General features: G+C 44.0%; 10 protein-coding genes and 1 pseudogene. 7 read left to right on the top strand and 4 right to left on the bottom strand.

What is annotated here, in order from left to right; translation table 11 throughout:
* Positions 1-288 precede the first annotated feature (288 nt).
* Entirely contained in the window at positions 289-1674 is a 1386-nt protein-coding gene (locus tag NSQ68_RS12455; RefSeq protein ID WP_342428985.1) for an MFS transporter, read from the bottom strand.
* Between the two features lie 110 nt (positions 1675-1784).
* On the opposite strand from NSQ68_RS12455, the gene NSQ68_RS12460 reads away from it, so the two are divergent.
* A complete protein-coding gene (locus tag NSQ68_RS12460) occupies positions 1785-2663 on the top strand; it encodes a LysR family transcriptional regulator (RefSeq protein ID WP_342428986.1) in 879 nt (292 codons plus the stop codon).
* Positions 2664-2840: 177 nt separating this feature from the next.
* On the opposite strand, the gene NSQ68_RS12465 is transcribed toward NSQ68_RS12460, so the two are convergent.
* The gene (locus NSQ68_RS12465) at positions 2841-3683 is read right to left on the bottom strand and encodes an AraC family transcriptional regulator (protein WP_342428987.1); all 843 of its coding nucleotides are present in this window, start codon (positions 3681-3683) and stop codon (positions 2841-2843) included.
* Positions 3684-3832: 149 nt separating this feature from the next.
* Here NSQ68_RS12465 and NSQ68_RS12470 point away from each other — a divergent pair, with 149 nt between their 5' ends.
* Positions 3833-5893, top strand: a complete 2061-nt coding sequence (locus tag NSQ68_RS12470; RefSeq protein WP_342428988.1) for a beta-galactosidase — start codon at positions 3833-3835, stop codon at positions 5891-5893.
* Positions 5894-6096: 203 nt separating this feature from the next.
* Positions 6097-6679 (top strand): annotated as a pseudogene (locus NSQ68_RS12475) (glycoside hydrolase family 2 TIM barrel-domain containing protein); the annotation flags it as partial.
* 122 nt (positions 6680-6801) lie between these two features.
* On the opposite strand, the gene NSQ68_RS12480 reads toward NSQ68_RS12475, so the two are convergent.
* Positions 6802-7143, bottom strand: a complete 342-nt coding sequence (locus tag NSQ68_RS12480; RefSeq protein ID WP_029518466.1) for a helix-turn-helix domain-containing protein — start codon at positions 7141-7143, stop codon at positions 6802-6804.
* A gap of 106 nt (positions 7144-7249) precedes the next feature.
* Here NSQ68_RS12480 and NSQ68_RS12485 point away from each other — a divergent pair, with 106 nt between their 5' ends.
* The 3 genes from NSQ68_RS12485 to NSQ68_RS12495 all read left to right on the top strand — a co-directional run bounded on the left by NSQ68_RS12485 (position 7250) and on the right by NSQ68_RS12495 (position 11755).
* The gene (locus tag NSQ68_RS12485) at positions 7250-8164 is read left to right on the top strand and encodes an arginase family protein (protein ID WP_342428989.1); all 915 of its coding nucleotides are present in this window, start codon (positions 7250-7252) and stop codon (positions 8162-8164) included.
* An 848-nt stretch (positions 8165-9012) separates the two neighbouring features.
* Positions 9013-11406, top strand: a complete 2394-nt coding sequence (locus NSQ68_RS12490; protein WP_342428990.1) for a cellulase family glycosylhydrolase — start codon at positions 9013-9015, stop codon at positions 11404-11406.
* A gap of 244 nt (positions 11407-11650) precedes the next feature.
* Complete coding sequence (locus NSQ68_RS12495; protein ID WP_023988604.1) at positions 11651-11755, top strand: DUF6254 family protein; 105 nt, start codon at positions 11651-11653, stop codon at positions 11753-11755.
* Between the two features lie 169 nt (positions 11756-11924).
* Here NSQ68_RS12495 and dapA read toward each other — a convergent pair whose 3' ends face one another.
* Complete coding sequence (dapA, locus tag NSQ68_RS12500) at positions 11925-12806, bottom strand: 4-hydroxy-tetrahydrodipicolinate synthase (RefSeq protein ID WP_165150627.1); 882 nt, start codon at positions 12804-12806, stop codon at positions 11925-11927.
* Between the two features lie 111 nt (positions 12807-12917).
* Here dapA and NSQ68_RS12505 point away from each other — a divergent pair, with 111 nt between their 5' ends.
* Positions 12918-13790: a LysR family transcriptional regulator gene (locus tag NSQ68_RS12505; RefSeq protein WP_069011343.1), complete on the top strand. Its 873-nt coding sequence runs from the start codon at positions 12918-12920 to the stop codon at positions 13788-13790.
* Positions 13791-14012 lie beyond the last annotated feature (222 nt).

The raw sequence follows: 14012 nt of genomic DNA on the forward strand, positions 1-14012 counted from the left end.
AGATAAAAGATTATAGTGATGTACTGTGATTAACTAATATAAACGACGAATAAAATATCATCAGTATATCAAAGGCTGGGGAAATGTTATTCTTTCTTTCGGATTCTTCCCTTCTTCGATTTATGTGGTGTACCTAGATTATCTAGTATTTATTTATAAACTTTCTTTCCACCATCCTGCGTAAAGCCTTCCATTTTGAGGGGAGACACCATCTTTACGCCAGATAAATGACATTTGGTGCATGATGATCCGTACCGCGCAATGGTTTGAGATATGAACTTGGTGAACCTATGACTCATGCAATTGCGCTGACTCCCGGTGCCGCCGACTCATGAATACCAAAGACAATGCAATTAACGTGAGGATAATCCCAAGTATTTGAAATCCCTTGAAGCTAAATGTACCTCCCATTACGATACCTATCAATAATGAAGAGATGATGGTTCCCAGGTATCTTGAGGTGTTAAATAATCCGGATGCTACGCCAATTATTTCTTTTGGAGAACTTTGGAATAGGGCTGCTTGCATACCTACATTGTTCAAACCATTGCTAATACCGAATGCAGCTAGAGCCAAACACACGCTGATAACCGGTAAAGTGGGATTCAATGTCACGAGCCACACTGACCCCAATGTCATCAGAATTGCTGACGCCAGCAATGCCGGTCGGGGTCCTGATTTATCGATCCATCGTCCTGCAATTGGGGAAGTAATTAGTGAGCACAAGCCTAAGCTTAGCATGAGAATGCCTGTTTGGAACTCGCTGACATGACGTACCATTTGCAAGTAGGACGGAAGCCCAAAAAAGAGCGAGTAATATAGTACGTTAACGAGCATGAATTCGACATTAACCCAAATCATCGCAGGGTAACTGGCGAATGTGCGTAAAGGAATAAAGGGTGATGTCGCTTTTAACTCATGTCGTACGAATGCCCCCAGTGCAACGAAGCCTATCAGCCCGACAATGACATTTCCTAATGAGATATGCCCAGATGATTTTGCCGAGAGTAACCCAACGAGCAGGGCAACCAGACCCAATGTGAAGAGCAGAATCCCTGCTGCATCAATCAAATCAAACCATTTACGAAAAGACATGTTGCGTGCTACGGATGTTGGCAGTTCGTCCTTAGGAATATTCCTCCAAGCCAATACAAAGCTTGCCACTACAAACGGAATATTGATGAAAAAGATAGCAGGCCAATTCCACCAATGAATCAAGACCCCGCCAATAAAGGGGCCAATTGCTGCCGCTCCAGATAGGAATATGGACAAAACAGACAACGCAGTTGCTTGTTTCTCTGTAATATGAATTCGAACAATAGCCATTCCAACTCCAACCATCATGCTTGTTCCGATGGATTGCACAATGCGGAACACGATGAGCCACCCGAAATGTGGTGATATTGGAGCTAATAATGATGCAATGAAGGCTACAACAAGCCCGGTAAGGAATATCTTCCTACGACCGAATAAATCGCTGGCCTTACCCATGACAGGTTGAGCGATGCTACTTGCAATGTAGAAAGAAAAAATAATCCAGGAAACACCTGTAAAGTCAAGATGGAACACATTTTGTAGACTTGGAATAGCAACAGAAACCATCGAAGAATTTAATGGGTTCAATAGTATCCCTAGACCAACCGAAATCATTAACCACCAGCTGCGAACGCTCATTTCTGGTCCCCCCATAGCGAATTAATGTCATCGTACTTGAAATCGATTATTTATTCCAACGCATTTGATGTTATAATCTCATTGACTTGAGGGAATGAATGGAGGGCATAATGGAACTTCTTCAACTGCAATATTTTCTGACGGTAGCTCGTTTGGAACATGTGACCGAAGCTGCACGAAGTCTGCACGTTACTCAATCGTCGCTGAGCAAAACGATTCAGCGCCTGGAGGAAGATCTGGGGGTTCCTCTATTCGATCGAACAGGGAGGAAACTGCGATTGAATGAGTTCGGAAGCAGATTCCTTCACCGCGCAGAGAGGGCTTTATTTGAACTGGAGCAGGGGAAGCAGGAGCTTAGCGATTTATCCAGCCCGGAATATGGCACTCTCGAATTGGCGGTGACCACCGCAAGCACATTACCCAATATCCTGCGAGAGTTTCGGAAAAAGCGACCTTATATTCATTTTCATGTGCAAATGCTGACTACACAGGAAATGGTAACGCTTCTTCATAGAGGCGAGGTCGATTTTTGCTTGTCCTCACCTCCAATAGAGGGGGATAACATCGAATGCCAGATCGTGTTTATCGACCCAATCCTTGTAGCTGTTCCAAAGGGGCATCGACTGGCAGATCGAAGCAGTGTAACGTTGACAGATCTAAGGGATGAATGGTTTGTCGGTGTGAAGAGAGGCTATGGTACTCGTGATTTAGTGGACTCTGTGTGCAAATCGGAAGGATTTGTACCTAAATATGTGTATGAGGGGGATGAACCTGCAAGGCTTAGTACGCTTGTGGAAGCAGAAATTGGCATAGCCTTCATACCAAGCACGGCAAGGAATTCACGGGAACATCTTAGATATCTCCAAGTAGAAAATCACGAATTGGTACGGGAGATCGCTTTATTATGGCACAGGAGTCGGTATATTTCGCGGGCTGCTCTGGAATTCCGTGAGGTAGTTGTAGAATATTTCGGAGCGATATCCAAATAGACAATTTAATCCCAAATATAAGCAATATAAAAACATTAACAGAAGCGGTAGCGTAGGACATGTTAACCAAACGTCCTAAGCGGCCGCTTATTCTTTTATTCAACTGTAAAATTTGTAATTTCAATTTGTATGCCACTATACACACACGCCCAGCTATTGAAGAAGTTTTGGATTGTACTAACCCATCCTTCTTAGCTGACGAAACTGCTCCGGTGTGATACCTGTTTGCTCCCCAAACCTCTTGATAAAATAGCTGCTTTGATGAAAGCCAGTTTCCAGTGCAATCTGCTTTACAGTGAGTGCCGTGGATACAAGGAGATGCTTGGCCAACGTTATTCGGCATTGGAGTAAATATTGAGCTGGGGTATTGCCCATGATCTGATGGAAGAGCCGGCTAAAATGAAAGGAGCTATAACCTGACGTCGCAGCCATTGTCTTCAAATCGAGCATGTTCCGACAATGCACACGAATATATTCCGCCGTATGACGAATCCTTTCATGGACGGTGCCGCCGGGAGAGGTGCCGAAAATTTGGTTGGAATGGTGGACGATCTCCAGAAGAATTTCATAAAGCAGGGAAGAGATCCTTACATCATAGTCGTGACGGTAAGCTTGGGCAAGTTGCAACATTTCTTCCATCAGCGGTTTTAAATGTTCTGGCCGGTGGAGCGAGAACAGATACGGTTCGTGCATGCTTCGACCTTGTAATAGCGAATCTACATCTTGCCCGTCAAAATGAATCCATCGGACATCCCAGGGATCCTCGGGTTTAGTTCGATATTGCTGCGTCGTATGCTTGCCGAAAAGAAAGCCCATGCCAGGGGTAAGCTCGATTTCCTTCCCATCATGTACAATAACGCCTTTGCCTGCAAAAATGATATGTAAATTGTATTCTTTCAGTAATCCTGCATTCCTTCGCTCCCCATGATTGGGGAAGTTCATGTAATGTCCTAACGATTCGGGAAACAGTATACCTTTATTTAGAATGGGTGAAGGAAGATAACAATCTATTTTAATCATGTATCCATCTCCTTGAGTAAGTTAGCAAAAAAGTAATTCAATTAGCAAAATCGAGTTATTCTAATCCATTTATTCTTATATTACAATAGATACAATTATCAGAGAATCACATTTTTGTACTATCACTTCTACTGAAGGAGAATTGGAGCATGCCGAAATCCTTATCTTTAGATCGCTTTCATTTGGGAGCTTGTTATTATCCTGAACACTGGGACGAATCGTTGTGGTCGGACGATCTCATAAGAATGAAGGAACTGGGCTTCAGCATCATTCGGATTGGAGAATTTGCTTGGTCGATTTTCGAGCCGGAGGAAGGGAAATTCGAATTCACGCTGTTTGACCGTTTCTTGGAGCAGGCAGATGCAAGCGGAATTCAAGTGATCATGGGCACTCCAACAGCCACGCCACCGGCATGGCTTACTTATAAGTATCCCGAGGTACTGAACGTATCCATGGAGGGGGTCACGTACCAACATGGTCAGCGTCGGCATTATAACTACAGTAGTCCCATTTATTTAGAGCTTTGCGCACGTATTACAAGAGAGATGGCACAACATTACAAAGATCATCCGGCCATCATTGGGTGGCAAATTGATAATGAGCTGAACTGCGAGATAAACGTCTTCTATGCCGAGGCAGATCATCAGGCTTTCCGACGCTGGCTAGAGGCAAAATACGGTACGTTGGAGCAGCTCAACAAGGCCTGGGGTGCTGTATTCTGGAATCAAACTTATGACAGCTGGAAGCAGGTTCATCTAACTCGTCCAACCGTATCCGGGTCAACGAATCCTCATCAGGCTTTGGACGAGAAACGATTTATATCCGATAACACCATTTCGTTTGCCAAGCTACAAGTGGACATACTTCGGTCAGTGGCGCCTAATCAGTGGGTGACAACCAACGGTGTATTCGGGCATTTGGATAGCCATAGAATGACGGATCAACTACTTGATTTTTTCTCGTACGATTCTTACCCTCAATTCAGTACCATTTATCCTGACAAAGGGGAGAAGCCATTGCTGGATCGCAAGTGGGGACTTTCTTTAAGTAACGTCAGAGGGATGTCACCAAATTTCTGCGTAATGGAGCAGCAATCCGGTCCGGGAGGATGGGTGAACAGGATGGAGATGCCATCTCCACGCCCGGGGCAGATGCGGTTGTGGACCTATCAAAGCATTGCTCACGGGGCAGACATGATTTTGTATTTCCGCTGGAGAACGGCAACGTTTGGTACGGAAATGTACTGGCATGGAATTAATGATTATCACAATCAGTCGAATCGTCGGGTCGCAGAAGCAGGTCGCGTCGGTAAGGAGCTGCAGAAGGTTGGAGGGCGGATTCTTAGCAAACGCTACGTGGCAGAGGTTGCTCTACTTCGCGATTATGATAACGAGTGGGATGGCGAGTTGGATAAATGGTATGGTCCCTTGACAAAGCAAAGTGAGCTCGGCTGGTACAAGGCACTGCAGTATGGACATATACCTTCGGATATGGTTACAATCCGTCCGGGTAAGGAATCAGAACAGTTGCGGGAACTGGCCAATTACAAGGTGCTGGTATACACGCATCCGGCGATCCTACGAGACAGTACGGCAGCTATGTTACAAAAATATGTAGAGGATGGGGGCATCCTGATCTTCGGTTGCCGCACCGGTTATAAGAACGAGTTCGGTCACTGCCGTATGCAGCCACTCCCAGGCCCTGCAGCCGCAATGAGCGGCGTTCACGTAGAGGAATTTACGATGATAAATGGGACGGCATCACCTGTATTGGTGCGATTTAAGGATCAAGCTCTTGATTTTTGTGCTCCAGGCTTCAACGATATATTGAGTGTTCATGCTGACACGGTAGAAGTACTCGCGGAGTACGCATCAAGCTACTATGAAGGGAAACCGGCCTTGACCGTCAACCGTGTTGGCGAGGGACTGGTTTACTATTGGGGTGCAGCTTTTGACTTACCGATAGCGGTTGAGCTTCTAAGACAGCTGCCAGTGACATCCCCGCTTGCGGGCTGGTGCCAAGCTCCTTCAACGGTAGAAGTCGCTATTCGTGCGGATGCACAAGAAGAGCTGGTATTTCTACTGAATTACAGCGAAGAAACGGCTCAGGTTAAACTGAGTGTTGAGACGGAGGAACTCCTTTCCGGTAGCAGGCTGACTGGTATCGTATCCTTGGAACCGTATGGAGTATGGGTATTAAAGAAAGTTTAAAATGAAGAGAGCATCAGCCGCTGATTTTAATCCAGAGATCAGTGGCTTTTTATTACATAAAGCAAGGGAATAACGTGTTGCTTTTTTGTATAGGGTTCGGCTCAATAATCGCTGTCTTTCCTATGGGTTCTTGAACCAGAGAAATCGAACATGATCGGTATTTATTACAAAATTAATAATTTAATACAATATTATTGACTCTTTTTTTATATTGGTGTGATGTGAAAGACATGCTTGTCTGGTCGGAAATGGCGTCGACCTTTGAGTTCAATGATCAGGCGGTTAGCTGCTTTACGAAGGAATGGCTGGAAATCTTACCGCAGCAGTACAATCATCCAAGCATCATAACTTGGGTCCCGTTCAATGAATCGTGGGACATATCGACCATTGGACATGATGTTAGGCAGCAGCAGTTCACGCAAACCATTTATCATCTGACGAAGACGATTGATCCGTATCGTCCGGTGGTTACCAATGACGGATGGGAGCATACGGTCTCGGATATTTTAACTCTTCATGATTATGTGGAAACGGGCGAAGAGTTTTTGGAGCGATATCAGGACAAGGAAAGCACCGTAAACAACAGCATTTCCTTCCTTTATTCAGTCGAAGCTTTTATCGAACATTTCCGTGTAATCACCGGAGCAATTAAAGCGACCCCCTATCTCTCGGGCTATTGCTTATACACAGGTAACCGATGTACAGCAGGAAGTCAACGGGTTGTTGACGGAAGACCGAAAATCGAAGGTTCCGCTTGAAGTGATTCGAGAGATAAATCTGGCTTGAAGCGATAATTAATATAATAGAATTTGCTGAACGGCTGTATGCTGTCTCTTCCGTTGGAGAATAAAGAATACGGCATCTTCGGCATACTTTTCGCATATAGGCTTTTTATTAGAAAACTGGATTTAACTATTTTGGTTTTTTGTTCCCCACTCACATAACCCTTCCAAAACAGGTAATAGTGTTTCTGCTTTATCTGTGAGACTGTACTCGACTTTAGGGGGGATTTGAGGATATTCTTTTCGATTTACCAGACCATCCGCTTCCAATTCTTTTAGTTGTGAACTCAATGTTTTATAAGTAATAGCCCCTATCTGTCTTTTCAGATCATTAAAGCGAACTGTTCGGTTTTCAGCTAGAAGATAAATAATAACCATTTTCCATTTACCACCAATCAATGAAACTGTATAACCAAAAGGTGTATCTTGAATATTTTTAACTTTACCTTTAAATTCAGCCATACTCATGGTTACAATATCCTTTCGGGTAGTACCTATCAAAATAGTGCGTACTACGTTTTTATTTGTGTTCAGTTTATACTAACCTTACTTTTGAAGTAAAGGAGAGAATAACATGACTAAAAAAACAATACGCCTGTTAATGCCACAATGGCAAGGGGGAAACAATCCTAATTACTCTTTTGGAGCCGAACTGCTTGCTTGGCTAGCTCCGGATAATGATCAACCCCTTATTCATGTTCCAGTTCAAGCTTATGATGGAACTCCGCTTGAAAACGAAAACGGTATGAATGGGAGAACACAGCTACTTGAACAATTAGAGGCTGCTCAGCATATCATTGATGCTCATAAGCCAGATCGCATTGTAATGTTTGGTGGTGACTGCTTAGTGGAACAAGCTCCATTTGCCTATTTAAACGAACGATATGGTGGGGAATTAGGTTTAATTTGGATCGATGCTCACAGTGATTTAGTTAGATATGTAGGCTATGATAACGGACATACATTACCGCTCGGAAATCTGTTGGGAGAAGGAGATGAGGAATTCGCAAAGCATGTGAAAATCCCTCTAAAACCAGAAAATGTCTTTATCGCGGGATTAGCAGCTCCTACAGAGCAAGAAATAGAAGTGATTTCAGAAGCGTTTCAAAGACTAGGTATAGCACCAACAGAACCAGATACAGAAGTGATTCAAAGACTAGGGATTAGAACTGCAGAAGCCCAAGAGTTAACGAACAGTACTGAATCTATAAAAGATTGGATTAAAGAAAGTGGCATTAAGCATCTGGCTATTCACCTTGATTTAGATGTGCTTGACCCAAAAATATTTCGTTCTTTATTATTCGCCAACCCTGAAGCACCTTATAATTATTCTCCTGCGGGAACAATGCAAATGCCTCAACTACTTAATCTGATTAAAGAACTATCTGAAGAAACAGATGTAGTTGGATTAGGTATAACGGAGCATATGCCGTGGGATTCTATTAATTTAAAGAATCTGCTTGGAGAGATACCTATATTAAATAAGTAAGCTTATACACGGATTATAATAGAATAATGATCTGCTTACAGTTTATCTGGTTCTACTGAGCTTGTATTTTTCGGAAGCTGCACATTAGGCGAATATCCCCTATAATGGATTCTTAAAACTAATTACAGAAGCGTCTTATTATGTCAAAATACCTGAAATCGGTTACCCAATATATGAAGGAGGCCTGTTTATCCAGGATTGCCAGAAGTGAGGTTAGAGCCTAGAGAGCGTTTGGACAAAGGGGAAGACTGGAATGGAAGTGTGTTAAGTATAGGCTATTTTGTTCACCATGCCTTGGTTAATATCATCAGTACTGCAAGGAGAGATAACAATATATACGCATAAGAAGTCGCCATTTTGGCGGCTTTTTTTGGATAAAATTTACAGAAGGCCTTCAAAGGTGCCTATAATCTTTATAATGATGGTTGGACACTGAATAAGCGGGAAATGTGGGAAGGCGGTTCACTTACATAACTATTCTCGGAAACTAATAAATAATTTACATGATTCAGGCGCATTGTTATGAGTTTTTCAAATAGATTTTAAAACTTTTTATTAATCAAGGAATAGTACTGAAGGACAAAAATATATATGCTTTAGGTCGCTTTGATGAATTTTATCGCTGGAGGACGATATAGAAAATCAGTCGAAGCGAAATAAGTGATATAACTCTAAATGAAAGCGGTTAAAGGAGGAGTCTTTATTAAGCCTCTGGGATGAAGATTTGAAAAGCTATGAAGAGAGGGGGCGACCCAGAAAAGACAATTTAGGTAAATTAGTGAATTTCAAGATGAATAATGCAGGACTAATCAATCAGTTGTTTATTTATATGAATTGGAGGTTTTGAGATGAAAAAAACCATAACATGTTTGATTTTGTTTGGTCTGCTTATTAGTCTGTTGCCGATCAAAAATGTGAGCGCTTCCGAAAGCCTTGTTCTCACCAAATCGGCAACTGCAAGTTCCGTCGAAGATTCGAGTAAGGCGGCTGATTTTGCGATTGACGGGAATTCGCTAACTAGATGGTCTTCACAATATTCAGATCCACAGTGGATAAGTGTAGATCTCGGCAATACTACCGAAGTCAATGGGGTTACGCTTAACTGGGAAGCCGCCTATGCGAAGTCCTTCCAAGTTCAAACATCAACGGATAATGATCATTGGACTACCGTCTATTCCACTACGACTGGAGAGGGAGGAATCGAGAAGATATCTTTCGAAGCAACAAACGCAAGGTATGTAAGAATGAACGGCATCGAAAGGGCTACTGGCTACGGATATTCCCTCTGGGAATTCGAAGTGCATTCAGCCGACGAACCGGGGGATAACACACCTCCAACAGCGCCCTCCGGCCTGACTAGTTCCTCTATATCTCATACGACGGTAAGCTTAGAGTGGACGGAATCTACAGACAATGTAGGTGTTGCCGAATACGACATCTACAACGGATCAAACTTGATAGGCTCCAGTTCGTCAACGTCCTTTATCGTTACCGGCTTAACAGCTAACATGGCGTACAGCTTTTATGTGAAAGCCAGAGATGCTGCTGGGAACGCGTCGGCTGCAAGCAATGTGATTGATGTGAACACTAGCGCATCCGACACAAGTATTGTTTCAGGTGAAATTTATAAACTAACAGCACAACATAGCGGAAAAAACCTAGAGGTAGCAGGAAACTCCACTGCCGATGGAGCCAAGGTGCAGCAGTGGGCGGACAGCGGCAGACCCCAGCAGAAATGGAAAGTGATCGACGTTGGCGACGGATACTATAAACTGATTGTGCAATCCAGCGGTAAAGCATTAACAGTAGCTGGAGGTTCTCTCGAAGATGGTGCTAATGTGCAGCAATGGACAGACAACGACTTATCTAATCAAAAGTGGAAGATTATTAGCGTCGGCGGCGGATATTATAAGTTGCTCGTTAAATCTAGCGGTAAAGCGCTGGATGTAATCGGGGGTTATACTAATGATGGGGCAAATGTACAGCAATGGGTGGATAACGGAAATGATCAGCAGAAATGGAAGTTTACGCTTGTCGAATCAACCGCTGATACGACAGCACCAACGGCACCAGCGAACCTGAAAAGCTTTTCCAAAACAAACACTTCGGTAAGTCTTGTATGGGATGCTTCAACAGACGATGTAGGGGTTACCAGCTACGATGTGTATAATGGAACAATCTTGGTCGATTCAACCGACACGACAAGTTATACGGTGACAGGACTTACCGCCAATACAACGTATAGCTTCACAGTAAAAGCCAGGGATGCAGCAGGGAATGTTTCAACAGCAAGCAATATCATAAATGTGACGACAAATGCTACCTCTGAGAATACAGGCTTTTATATTAACGGAACAACGCTGTACGATGCCAACGGAAATCCGTTCGTAATGAGAGGAATTAATCACGCTTATACATGGTATAAGGGTCAAGAGTCAGCAGCGATCCCTGCCATTGCGAGAACGGGAGCGAACACCATCAGAATCGTACTGTCGGATGGTCAGCAATGGACAAAAGACAATCTGTCTGAGCTACAGAATTTAATCACTTTATCAGAGCAAAACAAATTGGTTGTTGTCCTTGAAGTACATGATGGTACAGGGTCTGATAGCGCTACTGTATTGAATAATATTGCGAATTACTGGATTGAAATGAAAGGTGTACTCATTGGAAAAGAAAGCACCGTTATCCTCAATATTGCGAACGAATGGTATGGAACATGGGATGGCGGAGGCTGGGCGCAAGGCTACAAGTCTGTTATACCCAAGCTTAGAAATGCTGGCATCAAAAACACAATCATGGTTGATGGTGCAGGATGGGGACAGTATCCGCAATCTATTTTTGACTACGGAACCGAAGTCTTTAATGCAGATCCGCTTAAAAATACGATGTTCTCCATCCATATGTACGAATATGCCGGTGGAAATGCTGCTACAGTAAAAAGCAACATGGATAATGTACTGAATAAAAACCTGGCTCTCGTGATTGGCGAATTCGGCATCAAGCATACGAGCGGTGATGTTGATGAGGCTACCATTATGAGTTACGCTGAGCAAAAGGGAGTAGGTTATCTAGCATGGTCTTGGAAAGGAAACAGCGCGGGTCTCGATTATCTGGATATGGCTACTGACTGGGAAGGAACAAGTTTTACGGAACAAGGTCGTATTATTATTGAAGGTCCCAATGGTATTAGGGCGACATCGAAATTAAGCACAGTTTATAGCGGTTTAGCCGACAAATAGCCTTCTTTCGCTCCTTCCAATCTTGCGGGCGCAGTTATATGTACTAATCCTCTTTTCGCAAGGTAAAGGCCGATTCCACATGCAGCTACATTTCTCGCCTCCAAGAAGGCTAGTTGGCTTATCCAGATTGCACCCTGAGTTATTACAAAAATCCAAAGAATTTAGTTTTATGAATGAACAGAGCTGAGAAATGACAACTTAAGAAAGTAGTATACATCACAATTTCCAAAGGAGGATATCTGTTATGGCTCACCAGAAGAAAAGGAAAGAAGCAGCCTGGAAGTCACGAAAGCAAGAACAGCATCCCCATGGTAAAGTCAAATCTCTCAAGGAGTTGTCCAGCGAATAGGATTGAGGAGTATACTGCGTAAAAGAGAAGAGCTGTCGATGAAATTCATCGGCAGCTTCTTAAATTCGTTTTTCAGAAGGGTGCCAGTTCCGGCTAAAAATTGAAGCATCTCCTGACTAGGAGATGCTTCTTCTACGTTATGATTGGGTAGTCTGAGATAAGCTGATTATCAGGATACGATTGAATTCAGGAGACCCTGCTTCACCTGATCTGACAGTGGCATAAGTGGCAGGCGCAATTGCTCGGCGGCAATAATCTCTTGCTGGGTAAGCCACCACTTGATCGCGGCCGGGGCTGGCTCTGCAAATACATGCTGGATCAGCGGTTCCAGTAGCTTAAAACTGTCTCGCGACCCGTTCATGTCGCCAGCTGCAAAACGTTGGTACGTATCCACATACTTCTGGATATTGAGATGAGCGGATGCAAGCATACCGCCGGCAGCTCCCTGACATAGCATGGCATGGAAATAGGCATCCTCTCCGCAGAGGACAGGCTTGGTCTCGTACTGGGTCAATTTTAAGAGCAGATCAAGACCGCCCGTGCTGTCCTTGAGCCCAATTACGCCATCCAGGTCCAGCACCTTGCGTATGGTATCTATTGTCATGCGACTGCCCGTGCGAACCGGAATCTCATATACAAGCACAGGCAGGCCTACACGAGATACGACACGGAAATGCTCCAAGATTCCTTCCTGCGTCGGTCGGTTGTAATACGGAGTGACCACCATGGCTGCATCCGCTCCTAATTCAGCCGCCATTTCCGTCCGATGCACCGTTGAATAGGTATCGTTCGTTCCCGTGCCAATGACGATCGGAATGGTTTTGTTCATGCTCTTCAGAACATCCTGCGTCACCTGTACCATTTGCTTCACTTCATCCCAGGATACGGTTGGCGACTCTCCTGTCGTACCGTTAACAACCAGACCCTGGATGTCATGGCCTGCAAGATAGGTAACATACTTCCGGTACGAATTGATGTCCAACTTATAGTCACGCGTAAAAGGTGTAATCAGCGGTATGAAAATCCCATGAATATGTTGTTCGTTCATCATCATCAGTTATCCCTTCCCGTTGAATTAAATCTAATGTAACATAGGAGACAGCATCGGAGTTATCTATAATAAGCGATGATTCTAATCAAAATTTTCGATGGGGTGGCCAGAATGGATTTCATTTATCTTCAGACATTTCGAGAAGTTGCTATTCGTGAAAGTTTTACGAGAGCAGCTGAAGTGCTCGGCTACGCACAATCCAGCGTCACGACCCAGATTCAGAAGCTGGAGAAAACGTATCAAGTCAAATTGTTCGAGCGCTACAGCAACAACAAGATTCGTCTTACCTCTGCCGGTGAAGAACTGTTCAAGCTTGCTGGACAAATGCTGGAGCTTTTCGAGCAATCGAAAGAAAAATTGGCCAAGCAGGGCGGGGGCTCTATGACGATCGGTACTATGGATTCCATCGCTTCGTATTTTCTGCCGCCGTTTATGCAGGCGACTCGCAAAGAATACCCTGATTTGAACATACGGTTGCATACGGATCGCGAAGAGATGATTTTGCACCAGGTCAGGGAAGGGGAGGCCGATGTTGGACTGATCCTCGCGGACGATTCAAGCAATCCGGCCTTGCAGTGGATTACGATTCGAGAAGAACCGCTTGTGCTGATTGTCCATCCGAACCATCCGCTTATCGCTAAAGAGCGAATCGGCCTGGATGATCTGGTGGATGCGGAGTGGATCATGCCCGAGCATACGTGCAACTACAGACAACTGCTGGAGAGAGTGCTTCGAGCAAATGGAATCACCTATCGCGTAAGCCTGGAGCTGGGTAATCCGGAAGCGATCAAACGGAGCATCAAGACTGGAGAGGGTATATCCATTCTACCTCTAATGGCTGCGCTGGAGGAGATTGAACGGGAAGAGCTGAAGGTGTTACCCTTTGAGCATGCCGAACTCAAGCTGGAAATTCAGCTTGTTCTTCATCCCAAGAAGTGGGTGTCCAACGCATTGAGCTTTTTTATGGAGAGCATGAGAATGTAGATTTTCCTCCACATCAAAAATTAATATACAGTACGAGCGCTTCCTAGTGGAAACCAGAAGCGCTCACAGTTTATTCAAATCATCCACGTATTTTTTTGAAAAATAAGCAATCAATATGTGTATCAATTAATTTGAAAAGCGGGATCACTATGAAGAGTAGCGTAGTTATGGCTCCGATAACTACGTGGTCAGGCAATGCCGGTTTTACGATATAGACCAAGA

Source organism: Paenibacillus sp. FSL L8-0158, from assembly GCF_038592965.1.
Taxonomy (GTDB): Bacteria; Bacillota; Bacilli; order Paenibacillales; family Paenibacillaceae; genus Paenibacillus; species Paenibacillus polymyxa_D.

Excerpts from the sequence above, each read along its gene's own strand:
- NSQ68_RS12455 (WP_342428985.1), bottom strand. The coding sequence starts at position 1,674 with ATGAGCGTTCGCAGCTGGTGGTTAATGATTTCGGTTGGTCTAGGGATA.
- NSQ68_RS12460 (WP_342428986.1), top strand. The coding sequence starts at position 1,785 with ATGGAACTTCTTCAACTGCAATATTTTCTGACGGTAGCTCGTTTGGAA.
- NSQ68_RS12465 (WP_342428987.1), bottom strand. The coding sequence starts at position 3,683 with ATGATTAAAATAGATTGTTATCTTCCTTCACCCATTCTAAATAAAGGT.
- NSQ68_RS12470 (WP_342428988.1), top strand. The coding sequence starts at position 3,833 with ATGCCGAAATCCTTATCTTTAGATCGCTTTCATTTGGGAGCTTGTTAT.
- NSQ68_RS12480 (WP_029518466.1), bottom strand. The coding sequence starts at position 7,143 with ATGAGTATGGCTGAATTTAAAGGTAAAGTTAAAAATATTCAAGATACA.
- NSQ68_RS12485 (WP_342428989.1), top strand. The coding sequence starts at position 7,250 with ATGACTAAAAAAACAATACGCCTGTTAATGCCACAATGGCAAGGGGGA.
- NSQ68_RS12490 (WP_342428990.1), top strand. The coding sequence starts at position 9,013 with ATGAAAAAAACCATAACATGTTTGATTTTGTTTGGTCTGCTTATTAGT.
- NSQ68_RS12495 (WP_023988604.1), top strand. The coding sequence starts at position 11,651 with ATGGCTCACCAGAAGAAAAGGAAAGAAGCAGCCTGGAAGTCACGAAAG.
- dapA (WP_165150627.1), bottom strand. The coding sequence starts at position 12,806 with ATGATGAACGAACAACATATTCATGGGATTTTCATACCGCTGATTACA.
- NSQ68_RS12505 (WP_069011343.1), top strand. The coding sequence starts at position 12,918 with ATGGATTTCATTTATCTTCAGACATTTCGAGAAGTTGCTATTCGTGAA.